This window comes from Parasphingorhabdus sp., from assembly GCF_036963805.1.
Classification (GTDB): domain Bacteria; phylum Pseudomonadota; class Alphaproteobacteria; order Sphingomonadales; family Sphingomonadaceae; genus Parasphingorhabdus.
This window is the reverse complement of the sequence record NZ_JBALUN010000020.1, coordinates 1-22,675: the sequence shown is the minus strand read 5'-3', so window position 1 is coordinate 22,675 and position 22,675 is coordinate 1. Positions and strand designations below refer to the sequence as shown.

At 50.0% G+C, this 22,675-nt stretch carries 17 protein-coding genes and 1 pseudogene; 12 read left to right on the top strand and 6 right to left on the bottom strand.

Annotated features, from left to right (window positions below):
* Window positions 1-613: 613 nt before the first annotated feature.
* The 6 genes from V7676_RS17880 (at window position 614) to V7676_RS17855 (ending at window position 6,864) form a co-directional block, all read left to right on the top strand.
* Window positions 614-1,621 (top strand): DUF7064 domain-containing protein, encoded by a 1,008-nt coding sequence (locus tag V7676_RS17880; RefSeq protein WP_335660941.1) that lies wholly within the window; start codon window positions 614-616, stop codon window positions 1,619-1,621.
* 26 nt (window positions 1,622-1,647) lie between these two features.
* On the top strand, window positions 1,648-2,844 hold the full coding sequence (locus V7676_RS17875; protein ID WP_335660940.1) for a phosphotransferase family protein: 1,197 nt from the start codon (window positions 1,648-1,650) through the stop codon (window positions 2,842-2,844).
* A 1-nt stretch (window position 2,845) separates the two neighbouring features.
* Window positions 2,846-3,379, top strand: coding sequence for a hypothetical protein (locus tag V7676_RS17870; protein WP_335660939.1), 534 nt, complete (start codon window positions 2,846-2,848; stop codon window positions 3,377-3,379).
* A gap of 9 nt (window positions 3,380-3,388) precedes the next feature.
* A complete protein-coding gene (locus V7676_RS17865) occupies window positions 3,389-4,189 on the top strand; it encodes a tyrosine-protein phosphatase (RefSeq protein WP_335660938.1) in 801 nt (266 codons plus the stop codon).
* 72 nt (window positions 4,190-4,261) lie between these two features.
* Entirely contained in the window at window positions 4,262-5,731 is a 1,470-nt protein-coding gene (locus V7676_RS17860) for an aldehyde dehydrogenase family protein (protein WP_335660937.1), read from the top strand.
* A gap of 11 nt (window positions 5,732-5,742) precedes the next feature.
* Window positions 5,743-6,864 carry an NAD(P)-dependent alcohol dehydrogenase gene (locus tag V7676_RS17855; protein WP_335660936.1) on the top strand — a complete coding sequence of 374 codons (1,122 nt, stop codon included), beginning with the start codon at window positions 5,743-5,745 and terminating at the stop codon, window positions 6,862-6,864.
* Window positions 6,865-6,985: 121 nt separating this feature from the next.
* Here the strand turns inward: V7676_RS17855 and V7676_RS17850 are convergent, their stop codons facing one another.
* The 3 genes from V7676_RS17850 to V7676_RS17840 all read right to left on the bottom strand — a co-directional run bounded on the left by V7676_RS17850 (window position 6,986) and on the right by V7676_RS17840 (window position 12,350).
* On the bottom strand, window positions 6,986-8,359 hold the full coding sequence (locus V7676_RS17850; protein WP_335660935.1) for a 2-hydroxyacyl-CoA dehydratase subunit D: 1,374 nt from the start codon (window positions 8,357-8,359) through the stop codon (window positions 6,986-6,988).
* Window positions 8,360-8,391: 32 nt separating this feature from the next.
* Window positions 8,392-9,567: a 2-hydroxyacyl-CoA dehydratase subunit D gene (locus V7676_RS17845; protein ID WP_335660934.1), complete on the bottom strand. Its 1,176-nt coding sequence runs from the start codon at window positions 9,565-9,567 to the stop codon at window positions 8,392-8,394.
* Between the two features lie 431 nt (window positions 9,568-9,998).
* The gene (locus V7676_RS17840) at window positions 9,999-12,350 is read right to left on the bottom strand and encodes a TonB-dependent receptor (RefSeq protein WP_335660933.1); all 2,352 of its coding nucleotides are present in this window, start codon (window positions 12,348-12,350) and stop codon (window positions 9,999-10,001) included.
* 307 nt (window positions 12,351-12,657) lie between these two features.
* On the opposite strand from V7676_RS17840, the gene V7676_RS17835 reads away from it, so the two are divergent.
* Together V7676_RS17835 and V7676_RS17830 are read left to right on the top strand one after the other, a co-directional pair.
* Entirely contained in the window at window positions 12,658-14,571 is a 1,914-nt protein-coding gene (locus V7676_RS17835; RefSeq protein ID WP_335660932.1) for an AMP-binding protein, read from the top strand.
* Entirely contained in the window at window positions 14,568-15,452 is an 885-nt protein-coding gene (locus V7676_RS17830) for an acyl-CoA dehydratase activase (RefSeq protein ID WP_335660931.1), read from the top strand. Before V7676_RS17835 ends, V7676_RS17830 begins: the two co-directional genes overlap by 4 nt.
* 32 nt (window positions 15,453-15,484) lie before the next feature.
* Here V7676_RS17830 and V7676_RS17825 read toward each other — a convergent pair whose 3' ends face one another.
* Complete coding sequence (locus V7676_RS17825; protein WP_335660930.1) at window positions 15,485-16,174, bottom strand: TetR/AcrR family transcriptional regulator; 690 nt, start codon at window positions 16,172-16,174, stop codon at window positions 15,485-15,487.
* Between the two features lie 214 nt (window positions 16,175-16,388).
* Here V7676_RS17825 and V7676_RS17820 point away from each other — a divergent pair, with 214 nt between their 5' ends.
* The 3 genes from V7676_RS17820 to V7676_RS17810 all read left to right on the top strand — a co-directional run bounded on the left by V7676_RS17820 (window position 16,389) and on the right by V7676_RS17810 (window position 19,790).
* Entirely contained in the window at window positions 16,389-16,628 is a 240-nt protein-coding gene (locus V7676_RS17820) for a TetR/AcrR family transcriptional regulator (RefSeq protein WP_335660929.1), read from the top strand.
* 389 nt (window positions 16,629-17,017) lie between these two features.
* Complete coding sequence (locus V7676_RS17815; RefSeq protein ID WP_335660928.1) at window positions 17,018-18,340, top strand: tyrosine-type recombinase/integrase; 1,323 nt, start codon at window positions 17,018-17,020, stop codon at window positions 18,338-18,340.
* 373 nt (window positions 18,341-18,713) lie between these two features.
* Complete coding sequence (locus tag V7676_RS17810; protein ID WP_335660942.1) at window positions 18,714-19,790, top strand: site-specific integrase; 1,077 nt, start codon at window positions 18,714-18,716, stop codon at window positions 19,788-19,790.
* Window positions 19,791-19,850: 60 nt separating this feature from the next.
* Here the strand turns inward: V7676_RS17810 and V7676_RS17805 are convergent.
* Together V7676_RS17805 and V7676_RS17800 are read right to left on the bottom strand one after the other, a co-directional pair.
* A pseudogene (locus tag V7676_RS17805) lies at window positions 19,851-20,105 on the bottom strand (nucleotidyl transferase AbiEii/AbiGii toxin family protein); the annotation flags it as partial.
* A 74-nt stretch (window positions 20,106-20,179) separates the two neighbouring features.
* Entirely contained in the window at window positions 20,180-20,968 is a 789-nt protein-coding gene (locus V7676_RS17800) for a DUF6088 family protein (RefSeq protein ID WP_335660927.1), read from the bottom strand.
* Window positions 20,969-21,869: 901 nt separating this feature from the next.
* Between V7676_RS17800 and V7676_RS17795 the strand changes: the two genes are divergently transcribed.
* Window positions 21,870-22,658 carry an ArdC family protein gene (locus V7676_RS17795; RefSeq protein WP_335660926.1) on the top strand — a complete coding sequence of 263 codons (789 nt, stop codon included), beginning with the start codon at window positions 21,870-21,872 and terminating at the stop codon, window positions 22,656-22,658.
* Window positions 22,659-22,675 lie beyond the last annotated feature (17 nt).

The window sequence follows — 22,675 nt, the reverse complement described above, 5'->3', positions numbered from 1 at the left end:
CTTGGTCATTCGATCATCTCCTTCCTGCATCAGAATTTTACAGAAGATGTCTCACGAGTCCCTACATATCTACACCCATGTAAAGACAGCAGTCGCGGGCCCCATGAATTGTAGAAACATTAAAAGCGCGAAAACGAGCGCTAATATGCCGAATATAGCGGAAAAACGCTGTGCCGGAGGGTTCGCCACAAGCGCTTGGTGACGAGCGGAAAGATAAAGCGCAATCGCGCCGCCTGATAAGCTGACTATCGCCGCAAAAATAAGAATTGGCGTCATTAAGCTTCAAATAGCGCGCGGAAATTTCAAACAGCCTAGCCTCGTCACTGCCCAAAATCGGGAAATTTATGGGAAATGGATATCGTGAAATGCCATCGGCTAGACTAATGTAACCTCAGGGAAATTCCTTGGCAATTAGAGTTTGCCTTAATCTAACAATTGCCTTGACACTTAATAAGCTTAACTCAATAAAGAATAGTGCTTGATTTTCAGAATCAATTTGAGGGTAGTGAGGCTATTTCTAGGAACGATAGAGTAATGAACTCCTGAACTTTTTTGCAGCGCAATAGTGCCCGCTCTCTACAATTTTATTTTTTACGGTATGGGAGAATATCTAGTGATTACAGCGAGGGACGTAGAGTATCATCATCCTAAGGATGCAGATCATACCTATGCAGAAACGAACTGGTTTTGTTTCAATATTCCAGAAGAGCGTCTTTTGGTCATCATCTATACCGTATCACGCAAAGGCGTGCCCGCTATATCGAGCGATGTCGCTATATATGGAGCGCTATCTGACAACCGCGCCGAAAGCCTTTATTTCGATTCTCAGCAGATGCTGCCTGCGCCGGAAAAGCTATCAAAATACACCTTACCTACCGGCCTAAGTATCGAGGCGGTTAATCCACCTAGGGATTACCGTGTAGATTATGTTGGTTACGATGGCACTGAACTTCACTTTGATTTTACCGGCCTGATGGATCCGTTTGACATTCACGATCCCGATCATAGTCCTAAAGCAGCGCGGGGTATAGCCGAGCAACATGCTGGCGCAGGCATGGGCTCTGGCTATGGTGGCCATTTCGACCTAACGGGCCATTATTTTGGTACGATGAAATTGCGGGGCAAGGAATATCGCATCGATTGCGTCGAAACGATGGATCATAGCTGGGGTTCGCGTCCCGAGATTCATGTGCCGTCTATGGGTTGGTCACACGCCCATTGGACCAAGGATTTTGCGATTAAGTGGATTAACCATTGGGATCCAGAAAAGCCCCTCGATGTTTCTCAGACGCTCGCACACGGATATGTGATGGAAGACGGCGTTGCATATGGGCTGATCGACGCGAAATTTTATACTAATCGTATGGGGGCAACTATTACTTCCATGGAAGTTGAAGTGACCGACAAGCGCGGAAAGCAGTTTTGTTTTGTCGGGACGGCCCAAGTCGGCGGCCCTTGGATCTGTTATATGAGCGCATTGGTCGGTGCATCGCTAATGCGCTGGCAGCTAGATGACGGACGGGTCGGCTATGGCTTGGCATCTGAAATTACCTCTATGCAAACACTCACACGACGCAATGGTCGGAGATGGACCGAGGCATCTACGCACATCACCGCATAATAGTTTTTTGAGAGGGGAGCTATGTTGTGATAGCAATCGATAAAGATAGGCCATCTGAAGAATGGATGGCGGCAATACGCAAGCAATTTGTGACGGAAACTGAAATTGATAGATCGCTTACGCGCAAGCTAGAGCGGCGTTCGGGTCCAAGTTACACACCGCTGACACTTGAAGAAATCATAGTTGGTCTTCGGCGATTAATTGAAGCCAAAGGCGTAGTAAAATTTGCAGTGGAAGATGCCCGTTGGCTCTCTGGCGGCGCGTCAAAACTGCAAGTCGCCTTCACTCTGGATTGGGACCGGCTTGCGGTAGGCCGCGAAAAAACGCGCATGGTTCTGCGCCTTGAGCCAGCTGAATCTTTGCATGAGACAAGTCGCCTTCGCGAGTTTCAGGTGGTGAGTGCATTGCAGGATATACTGCCTATACCTGCTGTATATTGGGTCGATACGGAGGCAGAATATTTGCCCTATGCCGGTTTGGTCTATGGCTTTGCTTCAGGCGTCGCCAAGCCGTCTGAGGCGCAGTCTGGCGTTTCAGGTCTGGGCACTCGGCTTCCGCTGGAATTGCGCAAAAAGCTTGGCCCGCAATTTGTTCGTGATTTGGCTAAATTGCACACATTCGATTTTTCCCAAGCCAATTTAACGGCATTTGATCAACCTGAGCTTGGAACCCAGAATAGCGATTGGGCCGTGGCATGGTGGGATCGTGTATGGGAAGAGGATTCCGGAGAGCAGGTGCCGCTCATGTCTTTGACATCAGCTTGGCTGCGTAAAAATGCTCCATCGGTTGACCATTTGTCCATTGTGCATGGCGATTACCGTGTCGGAAATTTCCTGTTTGACGAACAAAGTGCAACGATTACATCATGGCTGGATTGGGAGCTCACGAGAATTGGTGACCGGCATCAAGATCTCGCCTGGAGCACTAGCCGTGCTTTTGGCAGTTTTGCTGAAGACGGGACAACATTCTTGGTATCTGGACTAATACCGGAGCAAGAATTTTTTGAAGCTTATGAAAAAGCGTCTGGCCTGTCCGTTGATATGAAGTCGCTGCGATATTATCAAATTTTCAACGCCTATTCTATGGCCGTCATGACATTAGCCACTAGCTATCGGGTCGCCAGAAATGGTAAATCGCATCAGGATATCTTGCTCACTTGGTTGCTCGGTGTGGGGTACATGTTGCTTGATGATATCCGCCAATTGTTAGCGAAGGAAATTTAAAATGCAGCTTCGTCCCGAAATTCAAATCAAAAGTATGATCAAGGCGATGACTGAAGTCGTCCTTCCAGCTGTTGATGAAAATAACGCTTTAGCGGTAGAGCAAGCACAGCTGATAATCGGCCACCTTAATCTTATCGCTGTGCGATTGCCGCTTCAATTTAGAGCAGACCGCAATGCGCTTGATCGCTTAATATCCTATACGCACGACGTTCTTGAGAGCAGTGATGGCGAACAAGCCGCGTTGGTTGCGGCGCAAGCAGATGCGGCCGATGTTTTAAGCCGCGCCAAAGCAGAGCCTCAAGAACTGGTGGATGCAGCCCGTAGAATCACAGAAGAGCTGGATGATAATATTAGAGCCATTTTTGACGGTGATGATGAGAAGGCAACAAATGCCTTGATGGCGAATACTCTGAAAATGTCCGAAGAACAACTGCTGCGTGATCGCTCCTGGTTGATCATGCAGGGGTGGGAACCGGATGCGTCAATAGTCCCGCCAATAGAAAGTTTGCTGGAACCTTTGAATTCCGAGGCTTGAGGTGGACTGATGAAGGACTTACTTTTACCGGAACGCTATATACGCTTGTCGGGCGCCGTTAATTTCAGGGATATAGGCGGATATATTACGTCGGATGGTCTGCGTGTCAGGTGCAACAGAGTTTATCGTTCAGATTCCTTGGCAGACCTTAAAGACGACGACATCCCAATCGTGTCGAAACTGGGCTTGAAGGCAATATTTGATTTGCGTGGTCAGGCCGAACTTGAAGCGAAGCCTAATAATATTGCGATAACAAGCAATGTGGCGACGCACAATATAGGTTTCTTGCCTTATCGTGCAGTTGAGATGGTTGCGGAGGCAGGTAAACCTGACGCAACCGTTGAGGGTTTTCGCGATGGCGTACGTGAAGTATATCGGCGATTTGCGATTGAGCAAGGTGACACGTTTCTTCACCTTTTTAACTCGCTTCAGGAAGAGCAGGTCACGCCAGCGTTAATCCACTGCACGAGCGGAAAGGATCGCACCGGCTTTGCCGTCGCGCTTTTGCTCAATATTCTTGGTGTTCCTAAATCGGTAATTTGGGAAGACTATATGTTGAGCAACGTAAGGCAGCGTGATCTCGCCTATCTGGCAGAAAGTGGAATTCGTCCAGAAATGCTAACAGCGATGATGGAGGTACACCCGACATTCCTCTTCACAGCATTTGAAGCGATCGATGACGGCTGGGGAACGCTGCAATCCTATTGTGAAGATGTGCTGGATCTTACTCCGCCTAAGATCGCAAAACTTCACGCGAACTTACTTGAAAAAGATGGATTGAACTGTGGGGGCGAAGGCTCCGGACATTAGCCGAAGCAAAAATTATATGCGGACAAAAAAGCCACTGAGATCTTTGTTGCCCGCGCAAGAAGAGGAAATATAATGGAACAAAGAGCTCTTGAATTGCCATGCCCCCAAATGGTCATCGGCGGGTCTCGTCTGGACGCACAATCTGGTGCGACTATCGGTGTTGAGGATCCTTCAAACGGGACCATTTTAACCCAAGTGCCAGAAGGGTCGGCAGCGGACGTCGATCATGCTGTAAAGGTAGCGCGCGCGGCCTTTGATAGCCCAAGCTGGAGCCGAATGCGGCCGCTTGATCGCGGTAAAATATTAGAATCCATCGCGCGCTTGATTGAAGCTAATGCTGAGCAACTGGCCCTTATCGAGAGCTACGATAACGGCAAGTCTTATACCCATGCTTTGGCTTTCGATATTCCTGCTGCCGTCGATACGTTCCGATATTATGCTGGCACCTGTGCTCGTATTGAAGGGAAGGTGAACCCCATCTCTGCAGATGGGCGCCAATATCACAGCTATACCAAGCATGAGCCGATTGGAGTGGTCGGCTCCATTGTTCCGTGGAATTTTCCTATCGTTATGGCTGCGATGAAAATTGCACCGGCATTGGCGGCAGGGTGCGCGATCATTTTAAAGCCGTCTGAGGTAACGCCATTGACGGCGCTTCGCTTAGCGGAACTTGTTCTGGAGGCTGGCTTACCCGAAGGCATTTTAAATGTCGTGACAGGTTATGGCCATATAGTCGGGCAGGCGATGGTCGATCATCCTGGTATCAATAAAATCGCATTTACTGGGTCGACGCGCGTTGGCAAATCTATTCTGCGTTCCGCAGCAGAGACGGTCAAGCCGGTCACGTTAGAGCTAGGCGGGAAATCACCCAGCCTAATTTTTGCCGATGCTAATATTGATGCAGCAGGCATTGGCGCTGCACTGGCTATATTCTTCAATTCAGGTCAGGTTTGCGTAGCAGCGTCTCGTCTATATGTAGAAGAAAGTATTTTCGACGATGTCCTAGCCGCCGTAGTTAAGGCAGCAGAGAGCTTTCCTATAGGAGACGGGCGTGATGCGAATACAATGATCGGGCCGCTCGTATCTCATGCGCAGCAAGAGCGCGTCTTGGGCTATATCGACGCTGGCGTAAAAGAAGGCGGTCAGGTCTTGACCGGCGGCAAAAAACGTGGCGAGACAGGCTATTATGTCGAACCAACCGTTTTTATAAATACGAAGCCAGATGCTAAAATCGTTCGTGAAGAAATTTTCGGGCCGGTCTTGGTGGCAACGCCTTTCAAGGATGTAGAAGATGTAATTGCTGAGGCTAATGACACTAATTATGGACTGGCGGCTAATATCTGGACCCGTGATCTGTCACGGGCACATCTCACAGCGGCTCGGCTTCAGGCAGGGACGGTCTGGATAAATTCTCATGCGATCATTGATCCCGCTGCTGCCTTTGGTGGCTACAAGGAATCTGGCCTTGGCCGTGAAATGTCGGATGAAGGGCTCCATGCTTATACCCAAAGCAAAACTGTAACGGCTTTCTTGGGCGATTAAAGGAATAGAAAATGAAAACACAACATGGACGATCGGCTATTGTGAGAGAAAAAGGCGGGCGCTTTGAAATTGAAGATGTGACGCTTACGCTTTCAAAGCCCGACGATGTTCTTATCCGGATTACAGCGACAGGTATTTGCCATACCGATGCAATCGTAAGAGATCAATATTATCCCTTTCCTCTTCCAGGCGTGTTGGGACACGAAGGCTCCGGCATCATCGAAGAAGTGGGAGAGAGTGTAACAGAACTAGCTCCAGGCGATCATGTTATCCTAACCTATATGAGCTGCAGCACATGCCGTATGTGCCGTCAAGGAGAGCCTGCTTATTGCGAAAATTTCTTTGCACTAAATGTCGGCGGTGCGCGATGTGATGGCAGCACCGGCACTTGCGATTCTAAAAACCACGAAGTTCACGATCACTTCTTTGGCCAGTCGTCTTTTGGGACTTTCGCGCTAGCTGATCGTAGAAACGTGATTAAAGTCGACAAGGAATTGCCTTTAGAACTGCTCGGCCCACTTGGATGCGGTATTCAGACCGGCGCAGGCGCGGTACTTAACTCCCTCAAGGTCGGCTATGGCGCAACAATAGCTATATTTGGCGTGGGGAGTGTTGGCCTAAGCGCGGTAATGGCAGCGCGTGTGGCGGGGGCAACCCAAATCATCGCTGTGGATCCACAAGCCTCTCGCCGAGATATGGCCATGGAACTTGGCGCGACTGAGGTGGTTGACCCTAGTGAGCTAGATTCCGTTGAGCAAATTCTTGCGCTTACGCAGCGCGGCGTGGACTTCTCTCTTGATACAAGTGGGCGCCCAGAGGTCGTTCGGCAAGCAATTGACGCTCTCGCTATCCGCGGAACATGTGGCATCGTGGGCGCCCCTCCGTTGGGGACCGAAGCCAGTTTTGACGTGAATTCCCTTTTGATCCCGGGTCGCACGATCCGCGGTATTTGTGAAGGAGATAGTGTTTCGGCTGTTTTCATTCCACAATTGTTGGAATTATATAAGCAGGGGCGTTTCCCCTTTGACCGACTTGTCACTTTCTATGAGTTTGATCAGATCAATGAAGCTGTTGATGACACATTATCGGGTGCTTCAATTAAGGCCATTCTAAAAATGGTTAGCAATGGCTAGTTTTTGAGAATCGGTATTTTAAGATGCCTGTAAGAGTATATTTTGCATAAAAAAGCGCCGCAGGAAATAACTTTAGCTGTTCATGCGGCGCTCCTTTTTTGGATTTTTGTATCGTTTAAATCTACCTTATCCGGCGGGCATCGATGGTTTCTAGCATCGCCTCTAGGCGGCTTTCGAGTATTTCATCTTTATAAAATGATGCGTCGGCAACATCGCCTTCGAGAACCATTGTCTGTAGCCCTGCTGCCTGAGCTGCTTTGGCCATGACCATCTGCCCATTTGCTGATGACCTGCATGTGCGCGTGGAATGGAAAACTACACCATCTAGCCCGTATGTCTTGGCGTTTTGGAGCATTATTTCGCTTTGGACTTTGGCGCTATGGTTGAACGGGCAGAGCAGATAATGCTGTGCCATTCCCAAAATAGGATCATCCTCGTCAATCAGATGCGGTTCGTGCCAAAATGAGCTGTGCGTATAACGACCGCAAATAACGGCAGCATCATGCTCGGAGAATTTATTGGCTAGCCAGCCAACTTTCGTCCAGTTCATAATGCCATCAAAGGAAAGCCGGTAACGCTCGCTAGGGAGGGCGGCAACACCGTCGATTATTCGCTGCTCTATCTCTGCCTTTACGCGAGCAAAATAATCAACCAATTCTTGCGTGCCGGGTAAAAAGTTGATGGGTGCAATGCTCGCAACCCAGTCCCAGAATACAGCGGGTGTCGGTGCTGTTTTGCATAGCTCCAGCGCCTCTACACGCAATTTGGCGGCGCGTTTTATATAATGCATGGACTCCCGCAGCACGTCCCAATCGAATTCTCGCCCGGTTTGCAATTCAAGAAATTCGATCAGCTTATATAATTGTGCAGCGACATATTGCGAAGCATCATCCCATTCTTGCCCGCGTAAATAACCGGCGTCGGGACGATTTCCCCAAAGAAAGGGATAGGAGACCTTGAAGAACGGAAGTTTTTTGCCGTACATGCGATAAGAAATCTCGTCCCACTGCTGGCCCGTGCTGCAACCCGCGTATGCATTCACAAAAAAGTCAGGTGGCGGTAGCCTGCTCGCCAATACCGCTTCGCTTGGAATATCTGGAAAATCATCGGGTTCGTTCGCTTGTGGGACTATTTCTGCCTGCTTCTGGGTTAAAACGGAGCAGCCCAAAGTGGTGCGGGCATATGAGCACAGTTCTTGATTATAGCCATATTCCTCTCCTGTCTCTTGGGCTGGGCCCTCAAGATGCATTGCAGCAATGCGCGCTGCAAAAGCTTCGCCATGGCACCATTCAATGCCTGCGGCTTGAAACAGGGGGTTTAACGCAGCTCCATTATACCAGACGACTGTGGCTCCGCGTTCACGGGCCGTAAAAACGCGATCCCAGTAATCCTTCACCATTTTGCCAGCGCTTCTGGTGCTGACAAGGCGATTGACAATAACGGGCGGTTTCCCCGTGATTAGTTTTGATTGCGATTTCTCGATAGCGATAGACATATCGTTTATCCTTTAACTCTTGCGTTAAAAATTTATGCGGCTTTAGTTTTGTTCAGTCTGATAGTTTCGATCAAAGCTTCCACTCGCGTTTTTACCATTTCGATTGCAGGACTCTCATGCTCTGTTTCAAGGAGTAGGTGCGGGATATTCGCAGCTATAAATTCCTTCCGCAATTCGGGGTAATAGAGCATGTGCGGCTCACAAAACTTTGCCATCAATACGATGATTCCTTCGGCGCCGCTCTTCTGCGCAGATGTGGAAAGATATTTTTCCCAATCGACATTTTTTTGCGCTCGCGTTGAGCAAGGCGTATTTGTGTTGCGATCAAAATACCAACGTGTGAGCGCCGCTATCGGGTCTCTCTCGGTAGGTACATCGGTCGCGATATAGCGATATCCTGTATAAAGATCGTCATCCACAATAACGGCTCCGCAATCCTCGATCATATCGAGCAGTTCGGGATGCGGCGCATGACAAAAATGGCCGGAGAGGTGGAGCTTAACTGGCTTGTTTGAAGTGTACGATCCAGCCTTAAGCATCGGTAAGAGCTGGGCGAGATGCTCGTTATGTTCCGCAATATCCATCACCATGCTAGATTTGACCAACACTTGAATTTTCCGGCTAGTCAGCGGAACTTCGCCAGAGCGGCGTAGATCGTATATTTCGCGAAGCATTTTGCGGTTAAGATTGAAAGCATTTATGCTTTTGATGATACCTTCATCTGTGGCGGAACGCCCGCATATTTCGGAAAGCACGCCCTTAAGTTCGTCGACTTTTCCTTGAACTTGCGGCGGTGTCCAAGGTTCATCCATTGACGCGGTATATTGCGCTAAGTGAACAGGCGTATCAGGCAGTTCAAACCGGATTGCATCAGCCGCCCCTAATAACGCGACACAGTGATCTACGAGCAAGAACGCATCAAATACGCCTAGCTTTTTTGTTGCTGCCTGATCAACTAAACTGCGGGTGAAGCCGCAATAATATTCGTATAACAAGCTTCTGCCATCTGTCGGCGCGGTGCGCTCTGCCTGCATGACGACGGGAAGGGCACCTGCAGCATGAATAAGCTCTGAGGGAAAATTCATGGGGAGAACGGCGATCACCTGACGCCCCGTTTTACGCTTCCATTCCTCAGCGTAGCTTAGAGGGTCCTCGGCGATCCCGGCCAAAGCCGCGAATATTTTATCTGCTTGACCAGTGGGGTCCATTATTTTCTCCATTAAGCGAAAGCTGTGTTAGATTTTTTCTCGCCTGCTGCGTGAATGAGATGGCCGAGCCAAATCTGTCCGTCTCTCTAGAACGAAGCGCTTATGATGCTGATTCTGAGTGTCAATCTCCACTATTAAGTAAAACTTATTAATGGTCAATATCAAATAATTTTATCGTTGCAATCCAACGGAGTCATCTAGGATAAAACCCAGATATTGGAGCAAAATGATTATTATTTGTGTCGGTATGACAGCCTTAAAACTCGAGTCATTAACAAAGTTTTCTGGAATAATTTATCGCGCAGATCGTTACAAAAGGAAGGAATTTTTTGAAAACGAACATTCGCGATTTCACAAGGATACGCAAATTCTTGGCCGCTTGTAGGTCGATTGGGGCAATCTAATAATTAGGCTGCCCCAATCTTAGCTATTTAATATTTCATCGTTGCGCTGACACCGTAAGTCACAGGCATGGCTGAGTAACGAACGATGACATCTTGCGTTGCAAATTGATTGGTCCAGTAATTGGTATTTGTGACGTTGCGGCCCCAAACCGAGACGGACCATTTCTCATCGGCGCCTTCGATGCCCGCTCTTAGGTCTAATGTAGCAAAGTTCTTAATTATCGAGCTTTGCGGATTGCCTAAAGTCGAGTTCGTCTTGCTGTTTGAGAGCACATTTGCTCCAACGAATGCGCCGAGATTATCATTAAGAGCAAAACGATATTCCGCGTCACCTACAAATTGCCATTTAGGCGAGAAAGGCAAATCGGATCCTCTGTAGTTCCCATTAACACGGTCGTTGTTGATACCGGTAAACTCCTGAACTTTTGAGTCTACGTAAGTACCTGCTGCCCGGAGTGTTAGGCCGCTGGTCGGACGAACGGTAATATCGAGCTCAGCGCCATTAATGCGTGCCTTGGGGATGTTAACGAGTTGCTCAAGTTGGTTGAAAATAGGGTCAATTACGGCGCCGCGGATTTGTTTGTCACGATAATCATAGTGGAAGACTGCCGCGTTGACTTGTACTTTGCGATCTAACAGCGTTGCTTTCACCCCTGCTTCATAGGCTGTAACATATTCTTGTGTGACAGGCTGGTACTGCGATGTTTGTGACGCCGGAACAGTTGGGAAGCTACCTGATTTATAGCCTCGTGATACCAAGCCATAGAGCAATAGATCACTGCTAGCCTGATAGTTAAGCCCCGCGCGCCATGAAAAATTATCCTCTTTCAATGTCGAATAGAAAGGGTCACGAACAAGGCGGAAACTATCGTCTGAATTAAATGCTACGCATGTATTTTTATCAGGCGGGGCCTGTGTTGTGTCTCCGCTAAGCGCTTGTGACAGCAGGTAAAATGTCTGGGCATGGCCCGGTAAGCCGACAATACAGGCTGACGAATTATTGCGGCTCTCTGTGTATCGGCCACCCGCGAGTATGGTCAGGCTATCTGTCAATTCGAATTCGGCGTTGGCAAAAATGGCGATATCGCGAATATCTTGGGTTAAGGTGGTGGTTGCGCCATCGACACCTATGCCGGGTATAATAGCGGTATTTGTGGAATCGTTGACCAAGAAAGTATCGCGTGTAATCACGTCGTTAGTTGCATAGTTTCCGCCAACAACCCAGTTTAAAGTATCAGAATTGCCAGATGCGCGTAATTCCTGAAAGAAGCTTTTTACACTACCGCGTGACCTAACGCCTGCATTTTGCAGGGTCGTTCCGTCTCTATCGAGGTTGTAGTTTTGATTGAATTTCGTGAAAGACGTCAAGGACGTGATTGTAATCCCCGGAGTAATGTCCCAATCTGCCCGAAGGGAAAGCTGATACATGCCATCATCACGGCTAAGGTCACGGCCTTCATCCCAGTCTGCTGCACGCGCGCTTGAGGGGGCGAGTGGGTAGGCACGGAATGCTGCAACGCGACGTGCCGTTTCGACAGGGTCATAATTGCCTGGGGATGAGGCATCTTGCTGTAATTTGAGTCCAACGAGTTTGGCTGCCTGTGTATCTGATTTATTGAGCCAGCCATTTGCACTGAAAAGCAGAGACAAATTATCAGTAGGCTCCCACGCAGCTTGGAAACGGCCACGGAGAATGTCTTGCTGCCCTATGGACGCATCACGCGTGTAGCTTTCCTGCCAATCGCCAGATTGCGTTGTGCCCGCTGCGAGGCGCAGCGCCAACTTATCGCTCACCGGACCACTAGCAAAAGCCTCCATATCAAGGGTATTGAAGCGCCCGAACGAGATCTTCCCGCCGGCAACTAATTCCTGCGTTGGCTTTGCTGCGATATAGTTGATGGCGCCGCCGGTTGAGTTTTGACCGAATAAAATACCTTGTGGGCCCTTGAGAACCTCGACGCGCTCTAGATCGAGCGTCGCACCTTGTGTGAACGCACTATAGGCGAGCGGTATTTGGTCAACATAGACACTAACAGCCGGGCTTGCGCCGAGCGTATAGTCATTAAAGCCAACGCCGCGGATAGTGAAAAGTGGTGTACCATCTTGGCTCTTGGTGAAAGTCAGGCCAGGGGCAATCTTAACCAGATCTCCGGTGTCACGGATGCCTAAATTATTTAATTTTTCGCCATCTGCCGCATTGATCGACAGGCCGACTGTGTTGAGCGACTGAGCGCGCTTTTGCGCGGTGACGACTATTTCGGTAAAGCCCCCTTGATCTTCGGTATCTGTGGTTTGCGCAAATGCAGGACTATTAGCCGTTATCAGTGAAAATGCAGAAACTCCTAATAGCAAAAACTGCCGTTTTGGACGACTTCTCATCTTTCTTCTCTCCCTTTTTAATATCTAATCATTAGTCAGATTCATGGCGTAATAGCCTCCCTCCCCAGTATGATGATTTTACAAATTCCATTATCTGGCAATGGCTATTGAGCTAAACTTAATAGTGTTGTATTAGTGTTGCAACCAGAAAGTGAATAGATTTACGAAATCAGTTTTTTATGGCTGTCTTTGTTAAGTTTCATGATTGTTTTTCAAAGGCTCACTGTTTGGGAATCAGCGGACTGTGATAATTAGGCAACTTAAAAAAGTAACTACGGCAGAAAATAATTTAGAAGAGGATGGCGCAATGATGGACACGCGGGCAAGCCGGGAAAATCGAAATATTGACGAGGTGGTAAGACGGCATCTTATCACAGGGGCACAGGACATCGTTGAGCTGGAGGAGCGTGACCCTGTGGATATGTTTGCTGGTCAAACTATATTTAAGTCTTTGGCTGCTGCTGCAGCTATAGATATAGAAAAACCTGCAATGGTACTGCTTGATTTGTCTCTAGAAACTACCAAAAAACAGGTGCTTTCATATGAGGTTTATCTGAGAAAGGTTAGCCAGGCGGCTAATATTTTCCGCTCTTTAAACGGCGGTGAGCCCCCCGTCGTAGCCGCGATGCTGCCGATAATTCCTGAGGGATTTATTGCCGCTTGGGGCGCTGTGACAGCGGGTATTTTTATGCCGGTTAACCCGCATCTTGAGCCAGCTATGGTCGCTGCTCTTTTAACGGCATCGGGCGCGAACATATTAGTCACCACAACGGCCCATGGGCCAAGCGCAGCGGACAGGCTGAACGAAATTCTAGCAGTTGCGCCAGGCGTGCATAGCGTTTTGCTGGTGGACAGTGATAATATCGATATGGATTTTAGCCGTCATCTCGAAGCGATGGATGGAAATCTAGCATTTACGCCTGACCAAGACCCGCTGGCCACTTGTACATATTTGCCTACCGGTGGGACTACGGGTCAGCCAAAGCTTGCAAAATTAACGCAGCAGGGCATGCTCATTAACGCGTGGATTGGCGGCGCTATAATGGGGCCAGATGCCGATGAAGTCATCGGAATAGGCATGCCTTCTTTTCATGTTGGTGGGCTAATCATGCTGGCATTAAGAAGTCTATTATATGGCCAGAAGGCGCTTCTGTTAACCGCTGCTGGTTTTCGTAATCGTGATGTTGTTGAAAACTTTTGGGACATTGTTCAATCAGAGGCGATGACCTCTTTAATAGCTACGCCAACTACGGCGGCGATGATATTGAATGGAAAAATGGCCCCTACCGACCACGGGCTGCGCACTTTTACATGTGGGGGAAGCACCATTCCCCTCGAACTAGGAACGGCCTTTCCCGCGACATTTGGTGTCGAGTTACGAGAAGTTTGGGGCGCGACCGAATTCCATGGCTTTCAAGGATGCCAGCCTAATGTTGTAAAGCCTAGAATAGGCTCTGTCGGCTTGCCGTCCCCTTGGCATAGGGCGAAAGCTGTTGAAGTAGATGAAAATAATATATTTGTTCGCGAAGTTGAGCGCGGTAAACAGGGCGTAATTGCAATAAATGGACCTTGCGTGTGTGATGGTTATCTTGATTCTTCGCAAGATGCAGGTTTCATTATTTCGGGCATGCCCAATGATGAAAAATGGGGAAGCTCCGGTGACCTCGGTCGCATAGATGAGGACGGCTTCATTTGGATCGATGGCCGCGCAAAAGACGTTATCATTCGCGGCGGCCATAACATTGAACCGAAGGTAATTGAGGAGGCACTATCAAGTCATCCCGATATCGTACTGGTTGCGGCTATTGGCCGTCCAGACAAGGTGAAAGGTGAACTGCCTGTCGCTTATGTGCAGGTGCGGCACGGCAGCAGCATAAGCGCCGCTGAATTGCTTGCTTATTGCCGCGACAGTGTGCCTGAGCGGGCAGCATGTCCGGTGGCGATCGAGCTCATAGATAAAATGCCGCTAACAGCGGTAGGAAAGATTTTTAAGCCTGCTCTTCGGGACGATGTAATATGCCGGATGGCGAACGAAATTCTTACTGATAGACTGGCGGGCATCTCAAATTTCTCAGTATCCGTGCCAGAAAGTGCGGGACGCAAACAGCTTTTGATCTCGCTCGAAATTGAATCAAGCTCGCTAAATGCAGACATCATGGAATTATTTTCTGGGTTCGATTTTAATACTCGGATAAAAGTGAAAGAAAGTCAGGTATCATGAACTTTAATGTGATGGGCATAGATCTAGGATCGACAACCGCGAAGACCGTTATTCTTGATCAAGACACAAAAATTCTGGCATCCAATGTTACGCATATGGGCGCGGTGAGCGGTGCAGGGGTGAACGCTTCTGTCGCTGATGTGTTAAAGCAAGCTAGCCTTACGCAAGCAGATATGAGCCGGACATTTAGCACTGGCTATGGGCGTCGAATGTTAGACATTGCGGATAAAAACTTCACTGAAATCACCTGTCACGCACGCGGCGCTGTGGCGATGAAGCCAGATGCCCGGCTTGTTATAGATATCGGTGGTCAGGATAGTAAGGTCATCTCGGTTGATTCCGGCGGCTTTGTTATACAATTTGCGATGAACGATCGATGCGCAGGGGGCACTGGAAAATTCTTTGAGGTGCTCGCCCGTGCGTTAGAGATGGAGCTCAATGATATGGGCCCGATTGCGTTAACTTCGCAAAAGGAACTAAAGATATCGAGCATTTGCGCGACATTTGCTGAAACAGAAGTGATCTCATTGTTAGCGGAAGGTAATACCAAGCCCGATGTGCTGGCAGCAGCCCACGCTGCGGTGGCCAGTCGCACATTGGGTCTAGTCAGCCGTGTCGGTAAAACCGGCCCTATTGTTATGACAGGCGGTGTCGCCAAAAATCCGGCAGCAGTCCACCATATCGAAAAAGCGCTAGGCCAGAAATTATATTTACCGAGCCACCCCCAAATTGCTGGAGCCCTCGGTGCCGCACTTCTGGCACGCGATGACTATAAAGCCTCGCTAGGTTTAGCGGATGAACCTGAAAGTGATGATAATTTAGAGGGTTTGGTAGGCATTCCAGGTAATCATGCGCCTGCCTGTAAAAGCAATCCAAGCTAATGTCACCGATTTCATGGCCGTAGGCTAGAATATTATACGGTTTCACCCACGTCTGAATTTGGATTTCGGGGGGAGGGGGGGGCTTGCTTGCCGCCCATGCCAACATAGATGATTTCTGCAATCGCATCAGCTGCTGAATCTACAGAAAAATCCCCTTCGTCTCTTAAATAGGCCCATGTTTGATGCTCGATGCCACCGAAAATCATGTCACGTACAACGCGAAAGGGAATGCGGTCGGAGAGTTCACCGGTTACGACACCTTGTTTTAAATGGGTAATAATTGCCGATGTGAATTTTCGGCTCATCGAGAATATGGGCATATCACGATAATTTGGGTCAGGGCGCAATTCAGTGAGAATGAAGCGAGTGAGAGCGGGGTTTTTACGAATGATGAGAAGCTCACGTGCTATCATCCAGCGCAGTTTGGAAAATAGATCTGCTTGGTCTATGTCTTTGTAATCTTCATCTAAAACGTCAGTATACCAGTCTTCTGCAAGGCGGATGAACAAATTACGCTTATTATCAAAATAGCGATACACGGTCCCTTCTACTACCCCGGCGCGTTCGGCAATTTCAGGGAGAGAAGCATTATCATAGCCGTCTCGGTCAAGGATGAACCTTGCAGCCACTAAAATATCAGCTTCTCGTTGCTCTCTGGGCAACCGAAAGCGGGCACGCTTTGGTGGCGATGCCGCTGGATTTTTTTTAGGATTACGGCTCATAACAAATTTCCGTCAGCTTGTGTTTTAGAATCACCGCTTTTAGGTAACCCAAATTCTTATCAAATGCGCTCCATTCTGATTAGGTAGACGCGGCGATATTGTCCAGTATCGCTCAAATTGAGAAACCGGTTATGGTATCTTCCTGACGATGGCCAAGCGCGAACATTATAATTGAGTTGCCGAAAGACAATATGATTGTCTAAACCGCACTCTTATGAGCAAAGCGGTTTCCATTCGCGAGATGTTACTAGACCAAACGGTAGCTATGATAGCAGAGCGTGGTCTAGAAAAAATATCGCTGCGCGTCATAGCATCACAACCAGGTTGCTCAACGGCTATCATTTTTCAGCAATTTCAAAGCAAGGCAGGCTTGATCGCGCATGCGCTCGAATATGCGTTGGCAAAGGACGACGCTCTCCATTGTAGCCTAACTGTAACATCGGGTGACTGGTGAGACATTCACTTCATAGCGTTATAGCTTTTCCCGAAGAGCTTCGTAAGATGTTTTTCACGCCACGGACATCTGTTTTGAGTGACCCGAATCCCGATGTTCTCCTTAATTACACCGGAGAAACACCGGAGTTCCAAGTCGCTCTAACCCAAGAAATGGCAGAAAAGCTGGTGCACCCGACAGAATTCGAATCTGTGACCTCTGCCTTCGGAGCTGGTCTTAAGGCCTTTCCGAATAACGCGATAGGGTACGCTAAGGCACGATAATGGTCTGTAATATCTAGACTTTTTTGATTACGTCTTCGAAGTCTCTATCCGAGAATACGCCCGGACTTCCGTTCAAGTGCTTACGTGGTGCTTACGTGAGAACCGGGCTTGGAAGAGATAGGAAGCATGCCGAAACTGACAAAAAGGTTCGTAGAAGCGGTCGAACCCCAGAGCAATAGCCAAGTCATTTGGGAAGAAGAATTGCCGGGCTTCGGCCTGCGTATCTATCCGTCCGGTAAGCGCAGTTACATTATCCAATACCGTTCCCGCAGTCGGTCACGTCGCTACACGATTGGCCTTCATGGTGTGTGGACCCCGGATACTGCTCGCCGTGAAGCCAAGGCTTTGCTGGGACAAGTGGCACATGGCAAAGATCCCGCAGAAAAACGTGAGGAAGAGCGTAAAGCGCTCACCATCAGGCAGCTTTGCGAACAGTATATCGCGGATATGGAAGCGGGGCTTGTTCTCGGGAAAGGCGGACGACCAAAGAAGCAGACCACCGTAGATACTGATGTTGGCCGTATCCGGCGGCACATTATTCCTCTTCTAGGGACAAGGCGTGTGCGCGACATTACCAAGCCAGATATGAACAATCTGATGAAAGACATTATCGCGGGTAAAACTCGCGTGACCGTCAGAACTAACAAACTTCGCGGGAAGGCAATTGTCCGAGGTGGTGCAGGCACTGCTATCAGGACGATGGGACTTCTCGGCGGTATTTTTTCATATGCGGTTGAAGCTGGTGTCATCGAACACAATCCAACACACGGTCTGCGCAAACCGAAATACAAAGTCCGAGACCGGCGACTCAGCGAAGCCGAATACCGGGTCTTGGGTCGCATTATTCAAGATGCACAAAAGAACGCCCACTATCGAATTCACGGCGACATACTCCGACTGATTGCGACGACAGGCTGTCGGCGCGGCGAGATCATCAATCTCAAATGGAGTGCCGTCGATTTGGAAGGGAGTTGCTTACGACTGGCAGATAGTAAGGAAGGCTCCTCAGTTCGCCCGGTTGGTTTGCCGGTCGTTGAATATCTGGAGAAGGCAAGGATGCAACGAATGGGAACCTATGTTTTTCCAGGCCAAGGCATCGACAATATGGTCGGGAATTTTCCCAAAAGTTGGAAAAAACTCTTCACAGACACTCCCCTCTGGGACATAACACCCCACGTCTTGCGCCACAGCTTCGCCAGCATGGCAAATGATCTCGGCTTTACTGAAATCACTATCGCCGCGCTCATTGGTCACGCAAAAGGATCAGTAACCAGCAAGTATGTCCACACTCTAGATTCCACACTCATCATGGCGGCGGATACGGTTTCTGGATATGTAAATGCCCTGCTGGATGGTGCAGAATTCAGGCGGAACACATATACGCTGGATCGGCAGTCTCGGAAGGCCAGCATTGACCAAATGTTGATGGAGGCGCGACCGACTGCCTAGATGAGAATTCTCCATACTGTAGTCTGCTTCAGATTTACCGCAAAGCTGCACCTCTGAGATTCGTGGTGCGTGCCGAAATTAGTTGTCGCTATGAAAGGACGGACCAGCGTAAAATAAAAAACTACTTGGCGCTCATTGTGATTTACACAAATCCTTTCACAATAGCCCTCGGATACTAGCAATGTCTGGAGCGCAGGAATGCATTCGAAGAACGAGGCCCCTAAATGCTAGTGTTTTGTCGGTAGCCTCGCTCGACTCAAAATTGAGTTCTACCTTCAAAAATTAGCCAAAAACCCTTTAATACCAACGGTTTGAGCAAGGACGAGACTTCCAAAAAGACTTACACATGTCTTACACATTTTGGAGTTTCGTTATGACAGCTGAAAGCTACGCTCTGATGGATGGCGCGCTTCACGTTTATCGGCGTGAGAATAGCCGCTTCTGGCAATGCTCAACCTATTTGGGCAGCCGCAATCATCGGCAGACAACCAAAGAAATGAACCTCGCTGCCGCCAAGGATTTTGCGCGCGACTGGTATATGGAAAAATGCGTCGAGGATCGCCAACGCAGACGCGGCGGATTTTCCGTGCTGGCCAATCCTGTCCAGCCACAAATCGCAGAACCCGGACCAGCGACCGATGGCCGTCTGCGCCGAACACCGACTGGTCCCAGGTTCGAGGATGCCGCCAAAGCCTTTATTGATGAGTTCGAGGTTATTACCCAGGGCGAACGCAATGAGGGATATGTGGAATCCAAGTCTATTCACGTTCGCGTGCACCTATTGCCATTCTTTGGCGATACCGCGCTTAAGGATATCAATGCGGGCAAGGTGCAAGAATATCGTGTCCACCGCCAGACCTCCCGTGTCGATGCGAAGACCGGCAAACCAAAGAAACCGGCTCGCGCGACCTTGCATGGCGAGATTGTTACGCTCCGCCAGGTTTTGAAGACTGCCAATCGCAAGGGCTGGATTTCCGCAATCCCGGATATGTCAGCGCCGTACAAGACATCTGGCAAGCTGGAGCATCGCGCTTGGTTCTCGCCCGAGGAATATAAACTGCTTTACGAAGCCACGCGCGAGCGGGCCAAAAATCCGCCCAAACCGCGCTGGCGTGAAGTCTGTGAGACTTTTCACGATTATGTATTGTTCATGGGAAACACCGGACTGCGCCCCGATGAGTCCGCACGCATTCAGATGCGCGACGTCAAGATCGTGGATGATGAATCTACCGGCGAGCGAATATTGGAAATTGAGGTGCGCGGGAAACGGGGTGTCGGTTTCTGCAAATCGATGCCCGGTGCGATCTTGCCCTTCGAGCGCGTTCGTGATCGCAAGGAGCTCAAACCGACTGACCCGATATTTGGGAAAACGCCGCGCGAACTGATGAATACCGTCCTTGACGAGCTTAATTTGAAGTTCGACCGCGATGGGCATGCAGGCCTCTTCTGAAATCTCTGTAAGGCGCTGCTTCAGCGGGCCGTTGATATGTGCCTCGCAAGCGTCTTTGATCGCATCGAGCGCTTTCTGGCGCTTTTTACCGCTTAGCCCAGCCAGTTCGTCGACCGATGCGGGAACGCCGAGATCATCGCGAAAGACTGTGACGTCGATGTCTTCTGAAAAGCGCTGGATCAACCCGAATCCCTTGGAAAGCGAGGTGCCACCTTTGAACAGCAGGCGCGGACCCGCGGTGATGCCGTTGAACAGAGCATCGAGTGTCCAGCAGACCCAGAAATCCTTTTCGACATTCTGCGGAGTTGTTCCCATGCGTTGAGCCGTTGTGGTGAACAGTCCTTGGCGCGTATCAATATCGGCCCGCAAGATGTCGTCAAAAGCTGGATTCATCTGGACCGCGTGTCGTTGGAAACAAGCGGGCGTAGCAATTCCTGCATCCAAGCCGGAAGGGTGGACATACCATCGGTCAAATCAGCGCGCAGCTCTGCGCCATGCTTTGGGTCTTTGAGCAGGACAGATAGTCTGTTTTTCCAACTTGCAATATCGTCGCCCGGCATCGTGTCGCGCAGCCAGTGCAGGGCTTGGACGATGCGCATCGCGGGACGGCCTGCCCAGAAAAGTTTGCTTGGAGCTGTCTGTTTGAAATAGATGGTAAGATTTCCGAGGTTGATCTTCTTTGATCGGGCCTCGCTGTGAACGATGATCTTGGCTGGTACCGCATTGGTAAAGCCGAGATCGTTGGCCGCCGTCATCCCGTCAACAAGCACCCGTATCTGGTCGCGCCGTACGACCGCATCGATGACGGCCTTTGGATTTGGCGGATTATCCTGCTGCGTGAGGTTGTTTGCTTGAGGTTTGTCATAGAGGCCCCGGTCGATCCTGCGCAGTTCGTCCGTCCCGACAAGGCGTTGCAGAGTCTTATCGACAACATCACGGCTACCGAGGTCAAGAAAATTGCTCGGTGTCCAGACGGTGATCGTTGCACCGCTTTCGATGCGAGCAAGAATTTGCTCTTTCAGACTGGTGGATGACTTGGTCATGTCCGAAATATGTAGCATGATTTCGGACAATGTCGAGTTAGGAATGTCCGAAATATGTAGCATGATTTCGGACAGTTTTTCCTCAACCAGACTTATCAGAACAAGCGGCCCATTCGGGAAGGCGCCCAAGATCATCCAATTCTGCTCGCACTAAATCATCCAGTACTTCCGGGAAAAGCCGAGCTATGGATCACGCTGCGTACCGGTTATTGGCATTGATATAAAACCACCAATCTCTCGGCCTGAGCTGTGAGGTTTTGTATCATTAGAGTGGGCGCATTTTATAGCCTAAACCCCGAAACTTCTGATGTGCAGGCAATCATCGACGGGGCTAGTCGTGGCGACCCTCATTGTCGCCATATCTACGTCAGCTTTGTAGGATACTTGATCAGATTGCTCACAGCCTATCTCGTGCAAATTTCAACAGCTATTGAACACTTACAGATATTGGATTTCGTTAGATTTGACCATCTATGGGTGTTTGGCAATGGCGCTGCCTGGCGGCGGCCCGCTCTATTCGCTGCGCGAACCAAGCCTGTAGTCTTGGCCCATGCGGGTGACGATCGGGAGCGTAGGAAAATGAGCGGGATTTTTTAAGGACGCACTCTTTCCCGCTGCGCTCCTTGAGGGTGCGGCTTCTTTGTTCTGACCCGCAGGCACTCTTGCCTCTCTCCTTGCCCGGTGGGCGCTGGCGCACTTTCGCGCGCACACACCACCGCGCAGCGTCGCGCCGTGCAAGGGTGCCGTCTTTATTAGGCCGCTTCGCGGATGGGGTAATCGCGATTGTTAGCGATTGATATGGACGGCGCGGACGCGCCGGCGTTGTTTTCCGGCTCCGACGAGTCGGGGTGGGCGGCGCTCCCGGCTAGGCCCGCCGCGCTCAGGCGCAACCCGGCCTTTCAGGACCGGGTATTCCTCTTTGTTCCATCCCTTCGGGTGCGCCTGACCGCTTGATGCGGGCCTTTCTGGTCGCTCTTGCCGCCCACCCCGCCTCTCCGGGGCCGGTTGCGGCAGTTTTGGGGTGATGGAGGCGGTTATGTTGCATGAAAATTCTAGGGTATCGGATAGCGGCACGGGCAGGACAACGAAGGCCAAGCGCGCTTCGCGCACGGCGCGTAAATCGCGCCGAGGCGGCAGGGCAGCGCCGAAGGTGTCTCTTTATGACGAGGTAACCGCGCAGATTATCGCGCAGCTGGAGGAAGGGGTTTTTCCTTGGGTGAAGCCTTGGAATGCTGGCAACGCTGTGACCGGATTGCCGCGCAACGCGATATCGGGGCGGCATTATTCTGGCATCAATATTCTCATATTGTGGGGCGCTGTCATTGATGGCGGCTATCCCTCGCAGGACTGGCTGACATTCCGGCAAGCCTTGGCCGCTGGCGGATGCGTCCGCAAGGGCGAGAAGGGCCGGACGATCTTTTACGCCGACCGCTTCACGCCCGACGATGACAGGAAAAAGGAAGGCGAGGGCGGCGTTGGTGACAGCGATGCACCGCGCTCGATTCCGTTTCTCAAACGCTTTACGGTATTTAATGCCGCGCAGTGCGATGGCTTGCCCGAACGACTGACTGCCGAACCCGCGCCTTTGCCGACACGCGAATTGCACGATCAGGCCGAGGCTCTGATTGACGCCACAGGCGCGGATTTCCGGACAGGCGGAACCAAGGCTTTTTATAATGTGGGCGCGGATTTTGTGCAGGTTCCCCCGCAGCCAGCCTTCACCCACCAGATCGACTATTACCGCACGGTCTTGCACGAACTTGGTCATAATGCCGTAACCGGGATTATGCCGCATCGCATCGAAGAAAGGCGGCTTTCAGTATGATACCGCCAAGGGCGTTC

Excerpts from the sequence above, each read along its gene's own strand:
- V7676_RS17870 (WP_335660939.1), top strand. The coding sequence starts at position 2,846 with ATGCAGCTTCGTCCCGAAATTCAAATCAAAAGTATGATCAAGGCGATG.
- V7676_RS17865 (WP_335660938.1), top strand. The coding sequence starts at position 3,389 with ATGAAGGACTTACTTTTACCGGAACGCTATATACGCTTGTCGGGCGCC.
- V7676_RS17860 (WP_335660937.1), top strand. The coding sequence starts at position 4,262 with ATGGAACAAAGAGCTCTTGAATTGCCATGCCCCCAAATGGTCATCGGC.
- V7676_RS17855 (WP_335660936.1), top strand. The coding sequence starts at position 5,743 with ATGAAAACACAACATGGACGATCGGCTATTGTGAGAGAAAAAGGCGGG.
- V7676_RS17850 (WP_335660935.1), bottom strand. The coding sequence starts at position 8,359 with ATGTCTATCGCTATCGAGAAATCGCAATCAAAACTAATCACGGGGAAA.
- V7676_RS17845 (WP_335660934.1), bottom strand. The coding sequence starts at position 9,567 with ATGGACCCCACTGGTCAAGCAGATAAAATATTCGCGGCTTTGGCCGGG.
- V7676_RS17840 (WP_335660933.1), bottom strand. The coding sequence starts at position 12,350 with ATGAGAAGTCGTCCAAAACGGCAGTTTTTGCTATTAGGAGTTTCTGCA.
- V7676_RS17835 (WP_335660932.1), top strand. The coding sequence starts at position 12,658 with ATGATGGACACGCGGGCAAGCCGGGAAAATCGAAATATTGACGAGGTG.
- V7676_RS17830 (WP_335660931.1), top strand. The coding sequence starts at position 14,568 with ATGAACTTTAATGTGATGGGCATAGATCTAGGATCGACAACCGCGAAG.
- V7676_RS17825 (WP_335660930.1), bottom strand. The coding sequence starts at position 16,174 with ATGAGCCGTAATCCTAAAAAAAATCCAGCGGCATCGCCACCAAAGCGT.
- V7676_RS17820 (WP_335660929.1), top strand. The coding sequence starts at position 16,389 with ATGAGCAAAGCGGTTTCCATTCGCGAGATGTTACTAGACCAAACGGTA.
- V7676_RS17815 (WP_335660928.1), top strand. The coding sequence starts at position 17,018 with ATGCCGAAACTGACAAAAAGGTTCGTAGAAGCGGTCGAACCCCAGAGC.
- V7676_RS17810 (WP_335660942.1), top strand. The coding sequence starts at position 18,714 with ATGACAGCTGAAAGCTACGCTCTGATGGATGGCGCGCTTCACGTTTAT.
- V7676_RS17800 (WP_335660927.1), bottom strand. The coding sequence starts at position 20,968 with ATGATCTTGGGCGCCTTCCCGAATGGGCCGCTTGTTCTGATAAGTCTG.
- V7676_RS17795 (WP_335660926.1), top strand. The coding sequence starts at position 21,870 with ATGTTGCATGAAAATTCTAGGGTATCGGATAGCGGCACGGGCAGGACA.